Origin of the sequence: Rhodobium orientis (genome assembly GCF_003258835.1) — a bacterium.
GTDB classification, from domain to species: domain Bacteria; phylum Pseudomonadota; class Alphaproteobacteria; order Rhizobiales; family Rhodobiaceae; genus Rhodobium; species Rhodobium orientis.
In genome coordinates this window covers 34884-54277 of sequence record NZ_NPEV01000017.1, presented here as the reverse complement: position 1 = coordinate 54277, position 19394 = coordinate 34884, and the positions used below count along the sequence as shown (strand labels likewise).

Annotated in this window: 15 protein-coding genes; 7 read left to right on the top strand and 8 right to left on the bottom strand. The window is 66.6% G+C overall.

Features of this window, described 5'->3' with window-relative positions; genetic code table 11:
* Positions 1–2: 2 nt before the first annotated feature.
* Positions 3–2000 (bottom strand): FAD-dependent oxidoreductase, encoded by a 1998-nt coding sequence (locus tag CH339_RS09995; RefSeq protein ID WP_111434229.1) that lies wholly within the window; start codon positions 1998–2000, stop codon positions 3–5.
* 486 nt (positions 2001–2486) lie between these two features.
* On the opposite strand from CH339_RS09995, the gene CH339_RS09990 reads away from it, so the two are divergent.
* From CH339_RS09990 to CH339_RS09970, 5 genes are all read left to right on the top strand, one after another.
* A complete protein-coding gene (locus tag CH339_RS09990; RefSeq protein ID WP_111434212.1) occupies positions 2487–3500 on the top strand; it encodes an ABC transporter substrate-binding protein in 1014 nt (337 codons plus the stop codon).
* A gap of 7 nt (positions 3501–3507) precedes the next feature.
* Complete coding sequence (locus CH339_RS09985; RefSeq protein WP_111434211.1) at positions 3508–4290, top strand: ABC transporter permease; 783 nt, start codon at positions 3508–3510, stop codon at positions 4288–4290.
* Complete coding sequence (locus CH339_RS09980; protein ID WP_244669149.1) at positions 4287–4946, top strand: ABC transporter ATP-binding protein; 660 nt, start codon at positions 4287–4289, stop codon at positions 4944–4946. Before CH339_RS09985 ends, CH339_RS09980 begins: the two co-directional genes overlap by 4 nt.
* A gap of 166 nt (positions 4947–5112) precedes the next feature.
* The gene (locus tag CH339_RS09975) at positions 5113–5778 is read left to right on the top strand and encodes a GntR family transcriptional regulator (RefSeq protein ID WP_111434210.1); all 666 of its coding nucleotides are present in this window, start codon (positions 5113–5115) and stop codon (positions 5776–5778) included.
* A gap of 99 nt (positions 5779–5877) precedes the next feature.
* A complete protein-coding gene (locus CH339_RS09970; protein ID WP_111434209.1) occupies positions 5878–7281 on the top strand; it encodes an aminotransferase in 1404 nt (467 codons plus the stop codon).
* 103 nt (positions 7282–7384) lie between these two features.
* Here CH339_RS09970 and CH339_RS09965 read toward each other — a convergent pair whose 3' ends face one another.
* From CH339_RS09965 to CH339_RS09940, 6 genes are all read right to left on the bottom strand, one after another.
* Complete coding sequence (locus CH339_RS09965) at positions 7385–8707, bottom strand: aspartate aminotransferase family protein (protein ID WP_111434208.1); 1323 nt, start codon at positions 8705–8707, stop codon at positions 7385–7387.
* 22 nt (positions 8708–8729) lie between these two features.
* On the bottom strand, positions 8730–9557 hold the full coding sequence (locus tag CH339_RS09960) for an ABC transporter permease (protein ID WP_111434207.1): 828 nt from the start codon (positions 9555–9557) through the stop codon (positions 8730–8732).
* A complete protein-coding gene (locus tag CH339_RS09955; RefSeq protein ID WP_170138474.1) occupies positions 9554–10414 on the bottom strand; it encodes an ABC transporter permease in 861 nt (286 codons plus the stop codon). Before CH339_RS09955 ends, CH339_RS09960 begins: the two co-directional genes overlap by 4 nt.
* Positions 10415–10518: 104 nt before the next feature.
* Positions 10519–11685 (bottom strand): ABC transporter substrate-binding protein, encoded by a 1167-nt coding sequence (locus CH339_RS09950; protein ID WP_111434228.1) that lies wholly within the window; start codon positions 11683–11685, stop codon positions 10519–10521.
* 34 nt (positions 11686–11719) lie between these two features.
* The gene (locus tag CH339_RS09945; RefSeq protein ID WP_170138473.1) at positions 11720–12844 is read right to left on the bottom strand and encodes an ABC transporter ATP-binding protein; all 1125 of its coding nucleotides are present in this window, start codon (positions 12842–12844) and stop codon (positions 11720–11722) included.
* A 163-nt stretch (positions 12845–13007) separates the two neighbouring features.
* On the bottom strand, positions 13008–14456 hold the full coding sequence (locus CH339_RS09940; RefSeq protein WP_111434204.1) for an NAD-dependent succinate-semialdehyde dehydrogenase: 1449 nt from the start codon (positions 14454–14456) through the stop codon (positions 13008–13010).
* Positions 14457–14594: 138 nt separating this feature from the next.
* Here CH339_RS09940 and CH339_RS09935 point away from each other — a divergent pair, with 138 nt between their 5' ends.
* Positions 14595–16397: a hydantoinase B/oxoprolinase family protein gene (locus tag CH339_RS09935; RefSeq protein ID WP_111434203.1), complete on the top strand. Its 1803-nt coding sequence runs from the start codon at positions 14595–14597 to the stop codon at positions 16395–16397.
* Positions 16398–16405: 8 nt separating this feature from the next.
* On the top strand, positions 16406–18481 hold the full coding sequence (locus CH339_RS09930) for a hydantoinase/oxoprolinase family protein (RefSeq protein WP_111434202.1): 2076 nt from the start codon (positions 16406–16408) through the stop codon (positions 18479–18481).
* 66 nt (positions 18482–18547) lie between these two features.
* Here CH339_RS09930 and CH339_RS09925 read toward each other — a convergent pair whose 3' ends face one another.
* Entirely contained in the window at positions 18548–19270 is a 723-nt protein-coding gene (locus CH339_RS09925; protein WP_170138472.1) for an SDR family NAD(P)-dependent oxidoreductase, read from the bottom strand.
* Positions 19271–19394: the final 124 nt, after the last annotated feature.

The following is a 19394-nucleotide window of genomic DNA, read 5'->3' as shown; positions in this document are numbered from 1 at the left end:
GCTCAGACCGCCCCTTCCGGAATGGAATGCTGGGTGATGACGGAATAGACCCGGTAGCAGCGCATGCAGCGCTGCGCCTCGGCATAGGCCTCGCGGTTGGAGATGGTCTGCTCGACCTCGCCGAACATGTGCTTGCGTAGCTCCGGGTCGAGGGCCGGATTGTGCACCCGGTAGGCGGCGCGCACCGGCGTCTCGACCACGTCGTTGGCGAGGATCCTGTTGTCCTCCAGGAGCTGGCGCATGCGGGTGCGCTTGAAGAAGCGAATGGTGCCGAGTTGGATCCAGTCGTTGATGTTGCGCGCGGCCTGCAGGCCGGCGGACATCGCATAGATCAGGGTCGAGGGGCCGGTGACGCAGTCGCCGCCGGCAAAGACGCCGGGCCGCGAGGTCAGGAGCGCATCGTCGGTCTCCACGCATTTCCAGCGGTTGAAGGCGATGCCGTCGCTCTCGACCATGGCCTCGTCCTCGACCTGCTGGCCGATGGCGGCGACGATGGTATCGCAGGGGATGGTGTATTCGGTGCCAGGGATCGGCCGCACCTTGCGCCGGCCGCTCTCGTCCGGCTCGGTCTGCTCCATCTTGACCAGTTCGACACCGACCACGTTGCCGTCTTCGGTCAGGATGCGGGTCGGGTTGGTCAGCGTGTGGAGATGGATGCCCTCGTGGTCGGCGGCAACGATCTCCTCGTCGTCGGCGGGCATGTCCTGGCGGGTCCGGCGGTAGACGACGTGGACGTTGTCGGCGCCGAGGCGCACGGCCGAGCGCACGCAGTCCATGGCGACGTTGCCGGCGCCGACGACGACCACTTCGCCGGACAGGTCGAGGTTGCGGACCCCGGCGACGTGGTCGTGGACCTTGAGGAGGAAATCGATGCCGCGGTGGTAGCCGCCGCGGGCATGCTCCTCTCCCTCGACACCGAGCGCGGTGCCGGCCTGGCAGCCGAGGCCGAGGAAGACGGCCTTGTAGCCGCGGGCGAAGAGGTCCTCGACGGTGAAGTCGCGGCCGAGCTGCTGGCCGAACAGGAAGCGGCCGCCGAGGGCCGCGATGATATCGGTCTCCATCGCCAGCGTGTCCTTCGGCAGGCGATAGCTGGGGATGCCGATCTGGGCCATGCCGCCGGCCTGTTCGTGCTTTTCGAACAGGTCGACATGGTAGCCCTGGAGGAGCAGGTGATAGGCGCAGGAAATGCCGGCCGGGCCGGCGCCGACGACGGCGACACGCATGCCGTCGGCGAGGGGTTTCCTGATCATGTCGCGGGTGAATTTCAGCGCGTTCGGGCCCTTCTGCTGGTCGGCGACGTAGCGCTTCAGGGTCTTGATGCCGACGGCCTCGTCGACGAATTTGCGCCGGCAGGCCTCCTCGCAATAGCGCACGCAGACGCGGCCGCAGGTGGCGGCCATCGGGTACTTCTGCAAGAGGACGCCGAGGGAGTTCTCCGGCTTGCCGTCGCGGATGTAGTCGATGTAGCGCGGCACGTTGATCTTGGACGGGCAGGCCTCGATGCAAGGGGCCGTCATGTAGGCCATGCCGTGCTGGGCGCGGATCGGGCGCTTGACGGCGACCTCCTTTTCGATGCGGTCGCGGAAGTTGCGGATGACGTCGAGCAGGGCGACCGAACAGGTCTTGCCGAGGCCGCAGAGCGAGGTCTCCGTCATCTGCTCGCCGAGGATCTCGATCTCGTCGAAGTCGAGCGGGGAATCGATGCCACGGCGCATGGCATCGAGCGCGTCACGCACCAGCACCGTGCCCATGCGGCACGGGGTGCAGGCGCCGCAGGACTCTTCGGCCGCCTTGTTCATGTAGTGGAACAGGCCGTCGACGAGGCTGACGGTTTCGTCGAAGACGAAGAAACCGCGATCGCCGAAGAAGGCGCGGATCGGGTTTCCGTCGTCGAATTCGTTGAAATTCTTCAGCGCGGAGATGGACGATTGCGCGTCGCCGGCGCGCTTGCTGGCGTCATGAACGACGCCGTCCCATACGCCAAATGCGACCTGTGCCATGGTGACCTCGATCCAGCAGGGTGACCTCGATCCGAAGCGCGCCGTATCTTCCGGGGCGGTGACCATGCGCCGGCATGTCACCGAGGCCGAAGAGCCCGCGAGCCTTCGTTCCGAGAGGGCGATTCCGCGGCTGGAGGAACACCGCTCATCGCGCCCGAAACCATCACACAGCATGCCCGAAATCGCTTTGTGTTAGATCAATCCCTTATGTCGCAGGCGGGGTTTCCGGAAGGCGCCTGCAACCATCGCTGACAGGCCCCAAACGGGCGGTTTTTCGACGAAAACCGGCGCTGCAGGAATGCCTTTTCCGGGTCGGTTCGATGGGCGCCGGGCGTCGCCATGTCGCGCCCCCTTGCATCGGCTGCAAATCGTTGTCAGACCAGTGCAAGCCCAAGTCCTTGAGATGCCCGTCGGCACACGCCGAACCGTCTTTCGCCGGCCTTGCCGCGAGGACGCCCGCATGCCGGAAAAAAGGAGCTTCAGCCCATGTCCTTTTCCTTCTCGGCCGGTATCGACCGGCGCAGCCTCCTTCGCGGCCTCGGCGCCGCCGGCGTTGCCGCCCTCAATCCCGGTCTCGCCCTTGCTAGGGCGCCGGCGCTGGCCGAGCCGCTGACGCTCTGGGGCATTCCGGCATCGCCGTCGGCCGTGTTCGCGCGGGCAGTTGCGTCCGGCGCCATCGAGGCGGCGGCGCCCGGCACCACGTTCGACGTCTGGAAGAGCACGGACCAGATGCGGGCGGGCATTGCTACCGGCGCCTTCAAGATGTTCGCAACCTCGACCTATGCCGCGGCCAATTTCCACAATCGCGGGGCCGGGACGGTGATGGTCAATGTGGTGACCTGGGGGCTTCTTTACGTGATGGCCCGGGACGAGAACATCACCACGATCGAGGACCTCGCCGGCAAGCACGTGCTGCTGTCCAACAAGAACGAGGCGCCGGACCTGCTGTTCCGGCTGGTGCTCAGCTGGGCCGGGCTCGATCCGGACAAGGATGTGAGCCTCGACTATGTGGGCTCGCCCGGCGAGGCGGTGCCGCTGTTCCTTGCCGGGCGCGGCGACGTCGCGCTCCTGCACGAGCCGGCGGCGACGGCGGCCCTGATGCGGGCGGCGAAGGCCAACGTGCCGATCCGCCGGGCGATAGACATCACCGAGGCCTATGGCAGGCACACGGGGCGCGGGCCGAAGATCCCGCAGGTCGGGCTCGCCGTCAGCGAGGAATTCCTTGAGGCCCATCCGGAGGTGGTCGCCGCCGTCCACGCCGCGACCGTCGATGCCGGCAAATGGGTGCTGGAGAACCAGCAGGAGGCCGGGACGCTGACGGCACAGACGCTGACCCTGCCGGCGCCGCTGATCGCCAAATCGCTACCCTTTATCCGGCTAAACGTTGCCTCGGCAAAAGACGCACGCGAGGACATCGAGCTTTATTTAGACAACCTCATGAGCCTCAATCCGGGCATCGTCGGCGGCAGGAAGCCGGACGATTCCTTCTATTGGGGCTGACGTGGGAATGGGCAAGAGGGGAGACAGGCGCGGCGCGAGACCGGTGCTCTTTGCCGCCCTCGGCATCGCCCTCCTGCTCGTGCTCTGGCAGGCCGGGCACCTTGCCTACGGGTCGCTGGTGCTGCCCGGCCTCGGCGAGACGATAGCGGCGCTCTGGCGTATGACGCTGGCGGGGGAGGTCGGGCCGGCGCTTGCCGCCACTGCCTTCCATGCGGCCGGCGGCTGGGTGGTCGGTGTTGCTGTCGGCGTTCTTGCCGGAACGCTGGCCGGGCTCGTCGACGACATCCGCTTCACGCTCAGGCCCGTCGCAATCATCCTTCTCGGGGTTCCGGCGATCGCCTGGATCGTGCTGGCGCTCCTGTGGTTTCCCGGCCATTCGGCCGTCGTCTTCACCGTTGCCGTCGTCACGGCGCCCATCGTCTTTGCCGCGGCGGCGGAAGGGGCGCGCAGCCTCGACGGCGACTTGGCGAAGATGGCGCGGGCCTACCGCGCGCCGCCTGCTGCCATGGCCCTCGACGTCTATGCGCCGCACATGCTGAGCCATCTCTTTCCGGCCTTTACCGCGACGCTCGCCATGTCCTGGAAGGTGTCGGTGATGGCCGAGCTTCTCTCCGGCGTCGGCGGCATCGGCGACGGGCTCGCCGCGGCGCGGGCGCGGGTCGATACGGCCGAGACCATGGCCTGGGTGGTCGTCCTCGTCGTCGTCCTCATCGTCGTTGACCGGATCCTGCTGCAGCCGTTCCAGCGCCGGGCCGAGCTGTGGCGCGAGACCGGGACGCCCGCGCCATGAGCGATGCGCTGATCCTTGACGGCGTCCGCTTTTCCTACGGCGATGTGCCGGTGCTCGCCGGCATCGACCTTGCCGTGCCGGAACGCGGCATAACCACGCTGATGGGACCGTCAGGCTGTGGCAAGAGCACGCTGCTCGCCATCGTCGCCGGGCTGCTCCAGCCGGATGCCGGCCGCATCGAACGCGGTTTCCAGCGGGCGGCGATCATGTTCCAGGACCCGCTCCTGCTTCCCTGGCGGACGGCGCTCGCCAATGTCGGCTTCGCGCTGAAGGCCGACGGGGTGCCGGCGGCAGAGCGCCGGAAGCGGGCTGGCGAGATGCTGTCCTCCGTCGGGCTTTCCGCGGCCGATACGGAAAAATATCCGCGCCAGCTCTCCGGCGGCATGCGCCAGCGGGTGGCGCTCGCCCGCGCGCTCGTGACCGAGCCCGATTTCCTCATCCTCGACGAGCCGTTCAGCTCGCTCGACGGCGACCTTGCCCGGCAGATGCACTCGCTGGTGCGCGGCATCGTGGAGGCGCGCGGCGTCACGGCGCTGGTCGTTACCCATGACGACCGGGAGGCGACACGGATATCGGAGCGGATCGCGACCCTGTCGCCGGCGCCGGCAGAGGTCACGGGTGTGGAGGACACTCCGGGCGCGTCCGGAGGCCGCTAAGCCGGTCCGGACGCCCGCCCGTTCGATCCGCCGCAGGGCGAGGCGAAGAATCGCGGTGTTGAAACCGCTTTCGTTGGAAAATATGGCCGCAACGACTGGAAGAGCGTGGTAAAAAAGGCTATTCCTCATTATGTGATCAAAAATCACACTTATATATGTTGGTAGGATGTCCAGGACGCGGTTCCACAAGATTAGCCGGGAAACACTGCACGATCGCGTCTATGGCGAATTGCGCGCCGCGATCATGGCCGGGCGGTTTGCACCCGGCGAGCGGCTGACCGTGCGCGGCATCGCCGAGGAACTGGGCGTCAGCGCCATGCCGGTCCGGGCGGCCTTCACCCGGCTGGTCTCGGAACGGATCGTCACCCAGAACGCCGCCGGCGGCATCGAACTGCCGGAAATGACCCGCGACGAATATCTGGAGCGGTTCGAGCTGCGCGCGCTGCTTGAGGGCAGGGCGGCGGAAATGGCGGCAAGCCGGGCCAACGAACGGGTGGTGGCGAAGCTGAGGAAGCTCGCCCAGGCGCTGACCGAGGCCTCGCTCTCGGGCGATGCCCACGCCTATGTCAGCGCCAACAAGAAGTTCAAGTTCGAGATCGTCGAGGCGGCGGGCTCGGTGCCGCTGATGGACCTGGTGGAGCGGCTGTGGCTGCAGATCGGGCCGTTCATGCACCTGTTCCAGACCGATGTGCGCCACCAGGCCGAGATCGACCGGCACGACCAGGTCGTTGAAGCGATCGCCCGCAGCGACGGCAAGACCGCGCGATTGGAACTTGAGCGCGACATCCGCGACGGCATGGATTTTCTTATCCGCACCACCGACGGCTCCTGATTTTTTGCGGAATTCCGCAGGGGACAGGGCGTGATCCTGCTTGTGTGATTTGTGATCACTGATTACAGTAGGGCAACTGTTCCCACCCCGGAGTTCCCGATGAATCACAATCCCACGCACAATCTGGCGCTTGAGGAGATGGACAAGGCCTGCCTGCTCCATCCCGCCACCTCCATTGCCGACCATCTCGCCAACGGCCCGCGGATCATGGCGGAGGCTTCCGGCGTCCATGTCACCGATACCAGGGGCAACCGTTTCCTCGACGGCGCGGCCGGTCTGTGGTGCGTGAATGTGGGCTACGGGCGAAAGGAGATCGTCGAGGCGGTCAACGCGCAGATGAGCCGGCTGCCGTTCTTCCATTCCTTCACGTCGATGTCGAACGAGCCCTCGATCCGGCTCGCCGACAAGGTGCTGCGCTGGGCGCCGGAAGGGATGAGCAAGGTGATCTTCGGCTCCGGCGGCTCGGACGCCAACGACACCAACATCAAGCTCGTCTGGTACTACAACAATCTGCGCGGCAAGCCGGACAAGAAGAAGATCATATCCCGCGACCGCGCCTATCACGGCGTGACCATCGGCGCCGGCAGCCTGACCGCCATGCCGGTCTATCACCAGAAGTTCGACTTGCCGCTGCCGCAAATCCGCTACACGCGCTCCGTCGACATGTACCGCGACAAGCCGGAGGGCATGAGCGAGCCGGACTACGCCAGGCTGCTTGCCGGCGAATTGGAAAAGCTGATCCTGGAAGAGGGGCCGGACACCGTCGGCGCCTTCATCGCCGAGCCGGTGATGGGCACGGGCGGCGTGCTGCCGCCGCCGAAGAACTATTTCCAGGAGGTCCAGGCGGTCCTCGACAAATACGACGTGCTGATGATTGCCGATGAGGTGATCTGCGGCTTCGGCCGGCTCGGCGCCCGTTTCGGCTCGGAGTTTTACGGCATCCGCCCGGACATCATGACCATGGCCAAGGGGCTTTCGAGCGGTTACCTGCCGCTGTCGGCAAGCGTCATCAACGACAAGATCTGGACCGTCCTGGAAGAGACCGCGCCGCAGATGGCGAGCTTCGGGCACGGCTTCACCTATTCCGCCCATCCGGCCTGCGCGGCCGCGGCGCTCGCCAATATCGAGATCCTGGAGCGGGAGAACCTGGTCGGCAACGCCGCGAAGATGGGCGCGCTGCTGAAGAAGCGGCTCAAGGAGACCATCGGCGACAGCCCGATCGTCGGCGACATCCGCGGCGAGGGCATGATGATCGGCCTGGAATTCGTCAGGGATCGGGCGACGAAGGAAGCCTTCGACCTCACCCTGAAGACCGCCGGCAAGGTGCAGGCCAAGGGCTACGAGAATTTTATCCTCGTGCGCACCCTGCCGCACCGCGACGTGATTGCGATGTCGCCGCCGCTGTCGATGACCGAGGAAAACGTCGAGGCGCTGGTGGCGGGCGTGAAAGCGTCCGTCGATGCGGTTGCCGACAGCTACAAGGCAGACGGGCTGATCGGTTGACGGCAAAAAGGGTGGGACGCCTCGCGCGTCTCCGCCTGTCCTTTGCATGCAAAAAAGCCCGGCGCGGATGTGCCGGGCTTTTTCGTTGGAAAGGCTTTTGGCCTTACCAGCCGGCGAAGGGCGCCACCGCTTCGTCAGAGACCCTCCCCGCCGCGGCGTCCGCAATCGCCCGGCCGAGGATATCGACGGCGATGTCGACCTCCTCGTCGGGAATGATCAGCGGCGGCGTGATCTCCAGCGTGTTGCCGCCGACATAGTGGACGACGGCGCCGAGTTCGAAGGCGCGGTAGACGACCTTGGCGGCGAGCGCCGCATCCGGGGCGTTGGTCTCCTTGTCGGTGACCAGTTCCAGGCCGATGGCAAGGCCGGCGCCACGGACGTCGCCGATCACCGGGCTCGTCTCCATGACCTCGCGCAGCCCCGCCATGAACCGGGTTCCGGCCCGTTCGGCGCGGGTGGGAATGTCCTCCTCCACCAGCGTGCGCATGACCTGGCGGCCGACGGCGGTGCAGATCGGGTTGCCGGCGGTGGTGAGCAGCGCGGCGGCGGGCGGGCCGTCGATCACCCAGGCGGGAGCGACGGCGGCCGACAGCGGCAGGCCGGCGCCGATCAGCTTGCCGAAGGTGACGATGTCCGGGACGATGCCGTCGAGCTGGAAGGCGTGGCGCACGCCCGGGCGTCCGAGCCCCATCTTGACCTCGTCAATGGAGAGCAGGACGTCGTGCTTCTTGCAGGTCTCCGACAGCGCCTTGAGAAACCCCTTCGGCGGCACGATCATGCCGCCGTCGGAGAGGATCGGCTCGGCCATCAGGATGGCGACGTCGCCCTTGGTAAGCTCGGCATCGATTTCCGCGATGCTCGCCTCAAGCGATGCCTGGACTGGATCGGGTCCGTCGGCATGGGGCCGGAAGGGGTTCGGATAGGTGGCTAGATAAAGGTCCGGATCGGGCTCGGTGCCGCCGTCGATATGAACGCCGGAGACCCGCATGGAGACGCCGAGGCCGCCATGGTAGCCGAGCTTGAAGGTGACGATCCGCTTCTTGCCGGTCGCCATGCGCGCGGCCCTGAACACGACGTCGTTGGCGTCCGTGCCGGCATGGCCGAAATAGACCCGGCGGTCGCCGTCTCCGGGGGTGAAGTCCAGCAACTCCTCGGCAAAGCCGACAGAGTCCGGGTGAACGGCGGAGAGGCCGCCGGCACCGGGTGGCGTTTGCGCGGCCCTGGTCATTGCCTCGATGATCTTGGGGTGGCCATGGCCGAGGCCGCAGGCGGTCCAGGTGGCCGAGAGGTCGAGAAGCCTGCGGCCGCCGACCTCGGTCAGCCAGCAGCCCTTGCCGGATTCCAGCGCTATGGGGAAGAAGCGCAGCTTCTCGATGCCGGCAACGGCTTTGCGGTCGCGGTCGAGGAGGTCGTCGATGGCGGACATGGAAAGCTCCTTGTCGTTTCGCTCACCCCTTGGCGCGGCCGAACAGGACCCAGAAGGCCAGGCTGACGATCAGGATCGAGGCCAAAAGGATCAACACGTTGAGGGGAAAGATGAGCGAGATGTGGGAGGAGTGCGAGGCGGCCTGCTGCCAGAGATAGATCGGCAGGGTCTCGGTGCGGCCCTTCAGGTAGATCGAGCGGGCGATCTCGTTGAAGGAGAGGAGGAACGAGAACAGGCCGCCGGCGATGACGCCGTCCTTGATCAGCGGCAGCTCGATCCGCCAGAACCGCTCGATCGGCCCGGAGCCGAGATCGGCGGCGGCGTCGAGCAGCACCTTATCGAAGCGCAGCGCGACGATGAGGACGGAGAGGAACGCGAACGGATAGGCCCAGACGAAATGGCCGAGGAACAGCGACCACAGGCCCATCTTCATGTCGAGGGCGACGCGGAAATAGAGGAACAGCGCGGTGCCGATGACGACGCCGGGGATCATCATCGGCAACAGCATGATGCCGACGATGCCGAAGCGTCCGCGGCCGATGCGCGGGATGGCGCGGCCGACGACGGTCGCCGTGACCATGGCGACGACGGAGACGCCGGCGGCGATCGCCAGGCTGTTGAGGAGCGGGCCGATCCAGTCCGGCTGGGCCATCAGCTCGCGGTAATATTCCAGCGTGAACGGGCCGGGGAAGCCGCTGAGCGGTTCTGCGCTGAACGACATCACGACGAGCCACAGGATCGGCAGGTAGATGATGGCAAGGGCGATGACGCCGGCGACGAGGCCGAGGCGCTTCCAGCTATGGCGTTCCGACCAGTGCGGGATGAGGTTGATGCCGGGGCGCCGGGTCATGCGAGGCGCCCCCTGGCCATGCGCGCCGAGAGGGCGCCTGCCGCGCCGATGATGGCAACGAGGATCGCCAGCATCAGTACCGAGAGGGCCGCGGCGACGGTGTAGTTGAGGATCCTGAGGAGGCTCTGCACCGAGGCCGACAGCACGATGACGTTGCCGCCGCCGAGGAGGGCCGGCACCACGGGATCGCCGATCATCGGCACGAAGGTGAAGACGATGCCGGCGCCAAGGCCCGGCATGGCGAGCGGCAGGATGACGTGGAGGAAGGTGAAGGAGGGCGGCGCGCCGAGGTCCTTGGAGGCTTCCAGCACCTCGTCGTCGATGAGCGCGAAGGCGAGGAACAGCGGGAACACCATCGGCGGGAAATAGGGGCCGATGAGGCCGAGCACGACCGAGAATTCGGAAAACAACAGCCAGTCGAGCGGTTGATCGACGATGCCGAGATGCATGAGGACCGCATTGAGAGGCCCGTTGAGGCCAAGGATGCCGCGCCAGACGATCGTGCGCGAGGCAAGGCTCAAAAAGAACGGGATCGTCAACAGTCCGAGACAGGTGGTGCGCACGGCGATCGAGCGCGTGCCCTTGGCGATCCAAAGCGCGAAGGGGACCGCGAGCACGATCTCGATCAGGGTGACGATAGCGGCGATCCGGAGGGTGCGCACCGTCACCTCCCAGCGCCCGGAGGCGAGGACGTCGTAATAGGCCTGCAGCGACGGCTCCCAGACCAGCCGGAAGTTTTGCATGCTGAGGACTGACCACAGAACCAGCCCGACGACGGGCAGGAGCGCGGCGAAGCTCCAGATCAAAACGAAGGAGCCATGCCCCTTGGGGTCGACTTGTGTCGGGGGTCGAAACACCGGCGGACCTCGTAACGACGACGGCGCCCCGCCTCCGGGACGCATGGTCGGCCGGACGCCCCCGGCTGCGGGGAGGCGTCCGGACCGGACTTCGGATGAGGGGATCAGGCCTGCTTGAAGCGGGACCACTCGGCTTCGATCGCCTCGACATGTTCGGGCGAGGAGTTCTGCCAGTAGTGTGGCAGCGCCATCTTGCGCTCCACCTTGGCCATGTTGGCCTCGATGGCGCCGATCTTATCGGCGTCCCAGCCGGCGTCGGTGGCGAATTTCAGGGATGCCGCCGGGTTGGCCGTGGCATAGCCCTGGTTGACCGCGATCTGGGCGCCGTAGTCGCCGCCGAGGAACCAGTCGATGGCCTTGTAGGCCTTCTCAAGGCGCTCGCCCTCGGCCTGGCTCGGCAGGTAGGCGCCGATCATCCACTTGGAATAGCCTTCCTTGCAGTTGGCGTAGACGACGTCCTTGCCGTCGCGCTGCAACTGCTTGACGACCGGCTCCCAGCATTCCTCGATCAGGACTTCCTTGTTGCCGAGCATGTCGACGGATTCCTCGTAGGAATGCCAGAAGGCGCGGAACTGGCCGGCCTTCTTGCGCTCGATCAGGAAGTCGGCGACCATTTTCGCCTCTTCCGGCGTCATGTTGGAGGGATCGCCGATCTTGGCGCCCTTGCCGAGGAGGTAGAGCGCGGCGTTCGGCAGGGTGGTCAGCCAGGTGTCCTCCAGCGAGATCTTGCCGAGCATCTTCTCGTTCTCGAACACCATGCCCCAGGACAGCTCCTCGTCGGCGGCGGCGACGTCGCCGACCCAGTAGCCGAAGCTGTCGGCGTTGAAGACGATCGGCGCGCCGTACTGGGCGCCGTCGACACCCTGCAGGAGCGGGCTCGACTTGACGTCGGCCGAGACGTCGCCCCACAGCTCCATGGCCGAGGGATCGAGCACCTGAAAATGGCCGGAGGCACCGAGCCGGTCCTCGATGCCGCCGTCGAAGATGAAGATGTCGTAGTCGTCGCCGGCCTCGTTGGCGACGACTTCCTGGACGTAGAGGCCGGGGTCGGAATTGATCGCCACGAAGTCCATCTCAAGGCCGGTGTCCTTGGCGAACCCGTCCCAGTTCGGCAGGGCGCAGGTGGTGACGCCCAGCACCCGGACCTTGCCGGAGGCGGCAAAGGCGTTGCGGGCGTAATAGGGGGCGGCGAGGGCGGCGGCGCCAAGGGCGACACCCCCCTTCAGGACGGAGCGGCGTGAGAGCCGGGAGGAGATCTTGGAAGTGGTCATGCGGATGGTTCCTCTGTTGGTGATTGGAGGCGGATTATTGTTCGTTGGCGGGAAAGAGGATCGTCTGGCTTGCGCGCCATTCGATCCGGACGGCCTCGTCGGTCACGGCATGGGCGTCCCACTCGCGCATGCGTAAAGGTCCGATCGCGGTCCGGTAGGTGATGTCGAGATATTTGCCCTTGTAGATGCGGCTTTCCAGGCTCCCCTCGATCCGGTTGAGGCCGGGCTCGGGCGCGCCGTCGCCGGCAATGCGGACCTTTTCTGAGCGGAAGGCGCAGCAGACCCGGTCGCCGGCGGCCGGCGCGCCTTTGGCGGCCCAGATGCCGGAAAAGGTCACGCCGTCGGCTGTCACCGTGATGGTCTCCGGCCCGACTTCGGCGACCACGGCCTCGAACATGTTCTCCATGCCCATGAAGCTGGCCGCGAAGCGGCTCGCCGGGCGGTCGAACATGTCTTCCGGCGTTCCTTCCTGGACGATGCGGCCCTGGTTCATCAGGAGGATGCGGTCGCTCATGGTCAGCGCCTCCTCCTGGGAATGGGTCACGTAGATGAAGGTCATGCCGAGGCTGCGCTGGAGCTGCAGGAGCTCGACCTGCATGTCGATGCGCAGCTTCTCGTCGAGCGCGCCGAGCGGCTCGTCGAGGAGCAGGATCACCGGTTCCAGCACCAGGCTGCGGGCGAGCGCAACGCGCTGCTTCTGGCCGCCGCTGAGCTTTGCGATGTTGCGATGGGCGAAGTCCGCGAGCTGCACCTGTTCCAGCATGCGCAGGGCGCGCTGGCGCCGTTCGGCCTTTGCGACCTTGCGCACCCGGAGGCCGTATTCGACGTTCTCAAGCACGTTCAGGTGCGGGAACAGGCCGTAATGCTGGAAGACGGTGGCGACGTTCCGGCGGTTGGCCGGCACGTCGGCGACGTCGTGGCCGTCGAGGATCAGGGCATCGACCCTTGTCGGCAGTTCCAGCCCGGCAAGGATGCGCAGGAGCGTCGACTTGCCGGAGCCGGACGGCCCGAGCAGGGTGACGAATTCGCGGCTGTTGGCGCTGAGGCTGACGTCGTTAAGGGCGGTGAAATCGCCGAAGGTGTGGACGAGGCGGTTGACCTCCAGAATGCGCGCCGGGCGCGGCGCGGCCGCCTCGACGGATCCGTCCTCAGTCGTCATCTGCCGCTCGTTCAGCCCCATCTGGCACCACTTTCCTGTTCCGTCGCGCGGGTGGCCGCGACCCGCCATCCGGTTTTGTTATTTTTGATAACATTTTTCCATCTTGGCGATTTTGACCCAGAAAGAAAGTTACGTTTCTTACAGGCAGGAGTGGACGCGGCGATCACGGGAAGACCTCGGAGACGAATTTGACGCGCTGGTAGGCCTCCAGGCCCTCCATGCCGCTTTCCGAGCCAAAGCCGGATTCGTTGACGCCGCCGAACGGAGTTTCGGGCGTCGAAATGCCCGTGTGGTTGACGCCGACGAGGCCGGCTTCAAGGGCGAGTTCGGCGCGCTGGGCAAGGCCGCCGTCGCGGGTGAAGACGAAGGAGGCAAGGCCGTAGGGCAGGGCATTGGCCCGCGTCATCACCTCGTCGAATTCGGCGAACGGGGTCAGCGAGGCGATCGGTCCGAACGGCTCTTCCGACATGATCCGGGCGTCCTCGGGGATGTCGGCAAGGACGGTCGGGGCGAAATAGTTGCCGGGGCGGTCCAGCCCGTGGCCGCCGGTCAGGAGCCGTGCGCCCTTCTGGGTCGCGTCCTCGACGAGGTCCGCCATCGCCTTCAGGCGGCGCGGCGCGATCATCGGGCCCATCTTCGTTTGCGCGTCGAGGCCGTGCCCGACATTCAGCGCGCCGGCCGCCGCGCCCATCTTTGCCGCAAAAGCCTCATAGATGCTTTCGTGAATGAAGAACCGCGTCGGCGAGGTGCAGACCTGGCCGGCGTTGCGGAATTTCGCCGCCGTCAGGGTCGCCACCGCGTGGTCGACGTCGGCGTCGGCAAAGACGATGACCGGGGCGTGACCGCCCAGCTCCATGGTGGACCGCTTCAGCGTTTCGGCCGCGCGGGCCTGCAGCAGCTTGCCGACCCGGGTCGAGCCGGTCAGCGAGATTTTCTTGATTTCCGGAGCGGCAAGCAGGTGTGCCGAGATGTCGTCGGGAACGCCGAAGACGAGGTTCAGCGCGCCATCCGGCACGCCGGCCTCCTGAAAGCAGCGGGCAAAGGCGACGGCCGTTCCCGGCGTCTCTTCTGCCGCCTTCAGGATGATCGAGCAGCCGGCCCCGAGCGCCCCGGCGATCTTGCGGATGGCGTTGGAGGCCGGGAAATTCCAGGCGGCGAAGGCGGCGACCGGGCCGACCGGCTCCTTCAAGACCATCTGGCGCTGGCCGACGACGCGGCCGGGCACGATGCGACCGTAGGCACGCTTTCCTTCCTCCGCGTACCACCTCGTGGCGTCGACGGAAAACAGCGTCTCTCCCTTTGCCTCTGTAAACGGCTTGCCGTTTTCCAGGGTCAGCGTCCGGGCGATGCTGTCGACCCGCTCGGCCATCAGGTCGGCGGCGCGCATCATGATGGTGGCGCGCTCCAGCGCGGTCTTTGCCTTCCAGGCCCGGAACCCGGCGACCGAGGCTGCGACGGCGGCGTCGAGATCGGCGGCGGTGGCGTGGGGCACGCGGCCGAGTTCGGCGCCGGATCCGGGATCGACAAGAGGAGAGGACTCGCGCGCGTTGGCGCCGATCCACTGGCCGTTGACGAAAAGGCCGATCGTCTCGGGATAGGAAGTGTCGGGCATTGAAGTGCTCAAACCTGCTGGTGATGTCTTTCGGCAGCGAAGGGGGGATTTTCCGCTTGCGGAGTCCGCTTTCCGTATTTAACCCTATGCTGTGATCTGTGATCACGCAATAGGAAATCTCACGGAAGGGATCGGGATATGGCGAATGCGACCGGAGTGGCTGGGGAGGCGGCGGCAGGCAGTCAGCTCGAGCCGCATCTGTTGCCCGTTCTGTCGGCGCGACTGTCGGCGATCGTCAGGGAAATGAACGCCACGCTGATGAAGGCCAGCCGCTCGTCGGTGATCAAGAACTCCAAGGATTTTTCCTGCGGGCTCCTGACCTTCGACCACCGGCTGCTGTCCGTGGAGGACTGCATTCCGATCCACATCGCCGCGCTGGAACAGGCGACCAAGCCGTTGACGGAGTTCTTCGACGACATCCGGCCCGGCGATGCGTTCATGAACAACTGCCCCTACACCGGCAACTCGCACCACGCCGACATGACGCTGTGCGTCCCGGTCTTCGTCGACGACGAGCCGATGTTCTGGACCCTGTCGCGGGCGCATCATGCCGATATCGGCGCGCCGATCCCGACCACGTACCTGACCGAGGCAGCCACCATCTACGAGGAGGGCGTGCACCTTCCCTGCGTGCGAATCCAGGAGGGTTTCAAGGACCGTGCCGACATCATCCGCATGTGTCGCACCAAGATCCGCGTCGCGGACCTGTGGTACGGCGATTACCTCGCCCAGGTCGGCGCCTGCCGCATCGGCGAGCGGCGGCTCAAGGAGCTGACCGAGCGCTACGGCAGGGACGTCATCAAGACCTTCATCCGCGAATGGATGGACTATGGCGACCGGATGATGGCCGCCGAGATCGCCAAGCTGCCAAAGGGGCGCTGGCGGTTCGAGAACCGCCACGATCCGGTGCCGGGCGTCGCCGAAGACGGCATTCCGGTCAATGTGGAGGTCGAGATCGACCCCGATGCCGGTACGATCACCGTCGATACGACGGACAATGTCGACTGCGTTCCCGGAGGTCTCAACCTCACCGAGGCGACGGCCACCGCGTCCTGCCGGATCGGCGTCTTTTACAACCTCAACCCCGACCTGCCGCACAACCAGGGCAGCGCCGACCGCATCCGGATCCGGCTGCGCGAGAACTGTGCCCTTGGCATTCCGCGCTATCCGGTCGGCACCTCGGTGGCGACGACCAATCTCACCAGCCGGCTGATCGCGGCCGTCGCATCGTGCTTTGCCCAGATCGGGACCAACAACGGCATGGGCGAGTTCGCCTATTCCCAGGCGCTGGGCGAAGCCGTGATCTCCGGCAACGATCAGACCCGCGGCGGCCTTCCCTTCGTCAACCAGGTCTTCATCGGCTATGGCGGCGGCGGTGCCTCGCACGGCTATGACGGCTGGCTGTCCTCGGGGGCGGCCTGCGACGGCGGCCAGATGCAGGTCGATTCCGTCGAAGTCGTCGAGGGCATGTACCCGATCGTCATCGAGGAGCGCGGCTGCGCCCGGGATTCCGGCGGGCCGGGCACCTGGGACGGCGCGCCGGGCATCGAAGGCACGTTCCGCCCGCTCGGCGGCGCCATGACCGTCTACTGGGGCTCGGACGGCGACGTCACCCCGGCAAAGGGCGTTGCCGGCGGCGGGGCGGCGGCGACCTCCGGCAACTGGCGGCGCGAAGCCGACGGCACGGTCACCACCCTGCCGGCCTTCGGCGATGCGACGATCGCCGCCGACGAGGCGGTGCGCTTTCGCGCCTGCGGCGGCGGCGGCTACGGCGATCCGGCCGCCCGCGACCCGGAGCGCGTCCTGCGCTCGGTGCGGCGCGGCTGGGTCAGCCCGGAGCGCGCCCGCGACGTTCACCGCGTCGCCGTTTCCTGGAACGGCGCAACGCTCGACTGGGACCTTGATGAAAACACGACCGCGGATCTCCGCGCGGCGCTCTGAGGACAGGCATGACTTACGAATTGTGTATCGATATCGGCGGCACCTTCACCGACTGCCTGGTCGAGGCGCCGGACGGCGGCCGCCACATCTTCAAGGTCCCGACGACGCCCGGCGTGTTCCAGAACGGCTTCATGAACGCGATCGAGACATCGGCCGAAGGCTTCGGCATGACGCTGGCCGACTTCCTCCAAAAGGTCGACCGCATCGTCCATGGCTCGACCGTCTCGACCAACGCCCTCGTGGAGCGCAAGGTGGCGCGCACCGGCTATCTCTGCAATGCCGGCCATCTCGACGTGCTGACCATCCGCGAGGCGCTACCCAAGCCCGTCTTCGACTGGCGCCTCGACTACCCCGATCCCTACGTTGCGCGCGGGCGCACCTTCGGCATCACGGGCCGCATGGACGCGGCCGGCAACGAGCTGGAGCCGCTCGACGAGGCCGCGGTGGAGGCGGCCGTGGCGGCGCTCAGGGCCGGCGATGTCGAGGCCATCGGCGTTGCCTATCTGTGGTCGATTTCCAACCCGGCCCATGAGCTGAGGACGCGGCAGATCATTGCCGATATGTGGCCGGAAGTGCCGGTGACGCTCAGCCACGAACTCAATCCGATCGGCCGCGAATACCGGCGCACCATCGCCACCGTCATCGATGCCTCGCTGCAGCCGATCGTCAGCAGCTATGTGCGGGCGCTGACAGGCGCCCTGGAGGCCGCCGGCTACGGCAACGACCTGCTGCTTGCCAACTGCATGGGCGGCATGATGCCGCCGGAGGAACTGATCCGGCGGCCGATCTACAGCGTCATGTCGGGGCCGACGCTGGCGCCGATGGCGGCCCAGCAGCTCCTTCCCGGCCGCAACCTGATCGTCGCCGACATGGGCGGGACCACCTTCGACGTCTCGGCGCTGAGGGAAGGCGCCCCGGTCGTCTCGCCGGAGGCCTGGATCGGCCCGGACATGCTGGGCATGGCCAAGATCGACGTGCGCTCCGTCGGTGCCGGCGGCGGCTCCATCGCCTGGGTCGATGCCGGCGGCATGCTGCGCGTCGGACCACACAGCGCGGCCGCGGTGCCGGGTCCGGCCTGCTACGGTCGCGGCGGCACGCAGCCGACGATCACCGATGCCAATCTGGTGCTCGGCTATCTCGATCCGGACCATTTTCTCGGCGGCTCGATGCCGCTCGACCGGGACGCGGCAGAGGGCGTGCTGACGCCTCTTGCCGAAACGCTGGGCCTAACCATCGAAGCCCTTTCCCATGCCATCTTCACCACCTCCAACAACACCATGGTCGGCCTGATCACCGACATGACGGTCAAGGAGGGCATCGATCCGCGCGACAGCTCGATCGTCGTCGGCGGCGGCGCGACGGCGCTGCACATTGCCGAGATCGCGCGCGAGATGGGTATCGAGGAGATCCTCATTCCGCGCTTTGCGGCGGGCCTCTCGGCCTTCGGCGGGCTGATCTCGGACATGCGCCGCGAGGAAGTGGCGAGCCAGCTCCATGCTTCCGATGCGTTCGACGTTTCCCGGGTGAACGGCGTGCTCGACGACCTTTACGCCGCCGGCAAGGCGTTTCTCGACCGCGCCGGCGTGCCGCTGGAGCGCCAGCGGTTCGATTATGTCTTCCTGGCGCGCTACCGCTATCAGAGCTGGGAAATCGAGGTGCCGTTTACGCCGACGGACGGCCACATCACCGAGGCCGATGTCGAGGCCCTCGTTGCCGCCTTCCACGACATGCACGAGCGGGTCTATTCGGTGCGCATGGACGGCGACGTGGTGGAGTTCACCACCTGGAAGGTGCGCGCCACGGGCGTTCGCCCGGGCCGCATTACGCCGGCCGGCACGCCGGCGGCGACATCGAGGCCGGCGACGCCGAAGCTCGCCCGCCGGGTCTACCTGCACGAGCGCTCGGGCATGGTCGAGTGTCCGGTCTATTTCGGCGCGGAACTGAGACCCGGCGACTATCTGGACGGGCCCGCGATCATCGAGGAGCCGACGACGACGATCCAGGTGCCGCAGGGCGCACGGGTGACGCTCGACAGCGAAGACAACTACCAGATGCTCCTGGGAGACGTCGGCGCGCCGTCCTGAGCGGCGCGTACTGCCGGCGGTCGATATCCGGTCAAGACCGGTCGTTTCCTGGCAGCGGCGAAGCCGTCAGTCCATGTAGGAGCCGCCGTTCACGCTCAGCGTTTCGCCGACGATGTAGCTGGCGGCGTCCGAGACCAGGAAGAGGGCGGCATTGGAGATTTCCTCAGGCTCCCCGAGCCGGCCGATGGCGATGCGGCTGATGGTGTTCGCCTTCAACTCCGGCGACATCTCGTCGGTCAGCTCGGTGCGCACCAGGCCCGGCGCGAGGGCGTTGACGTTGACGCCCTTGGCCGCGACGTCCGCCGCCAGCGATTTCGTCAGTCCGATGATGCCGGCCTTGGCCGCCGTGTAGTGGGCGTTGCCGAGGAAATCGCCGCGCTTGCCGGCAACGGAGCTGATGTTGAGGACCTTGCCGTAGCGGCGTTCGATCATGCCCGGCAGCACGGCGCGGCAGCAGTTGAAGGTGCCGGTCAGGTGGATGTCGATGAGCCGGCGCCATTTCGCATCGGTGATCTCGGGCCAGGACACGAAATCGCCGATCCCGGCATTGTTGATGAGGATGTCGAGGGACCCCGACAATGCGGCCCCGACCTCTTCGACCATGCGCGCCACAGCCGCGCTGTCGCTGACGTCGGCGATCACCGGCGCGGCCTTGCCTCCGGCGGCGACGATTTCGTCCGCCGTTCGCCGGGCGGCATCGGCATTGACGTCGTTGACGGCAACGGCCGCGCCCTCCTTTGCAAGATCGAGGGCCATGCGTCGGCCGAGGCCGTGGGCGGCGCCGGTCACCAAAGCAATCCTGCCTGAAAAGCGCATTGAATCCGTCTCCTTGCTCTGGGTCGCTCCGGGCCAAGCCGCGTCGTTGGCAAGAGGCGGAGATTTTCTGCCCTCCACCGCTTGTTCCGAAAAATGG

What these genes read in the sequence shown, in the direction of transcription:
- CH339_RS09930 (WP_111434202.1), top strand. Translation starts at nt 16,406, where the DNA reads ATGACTTACGAATTGTGTATCGATATCGGCGGCACCTTCACCGACTGC.
- CH339_RS09950 (WP_111434228.1), bottom strand. Translation starts at nt 11,685, where the DNA reads ATGACCACTTCCAAGATCTCCTCCCGGCTCTCACGCCGCTCCGTCCTG.
- CH339_RS09965 (WP_111434208.1), bottom strand. Translation starts at nt 8,707, where the DNA reads ATGTCCGCCATCGACGACCTCCTCGACCGCGACCGCAAAGCCGTTGCC.
- CH339_RS09995 (WP_111434229.1), bottom strand. Translation starts at nt 2,000, where the DNA reads ATGGCACAGGTCGCATTTGGCGTATGGGACGGCGTCGTTCATGACGCC.
- CH339_RS09945 (WP_170138473.1), bottom strand. Translation starts at nt 12,844, where the DNA reads ATGACGACTGAGGACGGATCCGTCGAGGCGGCCGCGCCGCGCCCGGCG.
- CH339_RS09935 (WP_111434203.1), top strand. Translation starts at nt 14,595, where the DNA reads ATGGCGAATGCGACCGGAGTGGCTGGGGAGGCGGCGGCAGGCAGTCAG.
- CH339_RS09975 (WP_111434210.1), top strand. Translation starts at nt 5,113, where the DNA reads ATGTCCAGGACGCGGTTCCACAAGATTAGCCGGGAAACACTGCACGAT.
- CH339_RS09960 (WP_111434207.1), bottom strand. Translation starts at nt 9,557, where the DNA reads ATGACCCGGCGCCCCGGCATCAACCTCATCCCGCACTGGTCGGAACGC.
- CH339_RS09990 (WP_111434212.1), top strand. Translation starts at nt 2,487, where the DNA reads ATGTCCTTTTCCTTCTCGGCCGGTATCGACCGGCGCAGCCTCCTTCGC.
- CH339_RS09980 (WP_244669149.1), top strand. Translation starts at nt 4,287, where the DNA reads ATGAGCGATGCGCTGATCCTTGACGGCGTCCGCTTTTCCTACGGCGAT.
- CH339_RS09970 (WP_111434209.1), top strand. Translation starts at nt 5,878, where the DNA reads ATGAATCACAATCCCACGCACAATCTGGCGCTTGAGGAGATGGACAAG.
- CH339_RS09940 (WP_111434204.1), bottom strand. Translation starts at nt 14,456, where the DNA reads ATGCCCGACACTTCCTATCCCGAGACGATCGGCCTTTTCGTCAACGGC.
- CH339_RS09985 (WP_111434211.1), top strand. Translation starts at nt 3,508, where the DNA reads ATGGGCAAGAGGGGAGACAGGCGCGGCGCGAGACCGGTGCTCTTTGCC.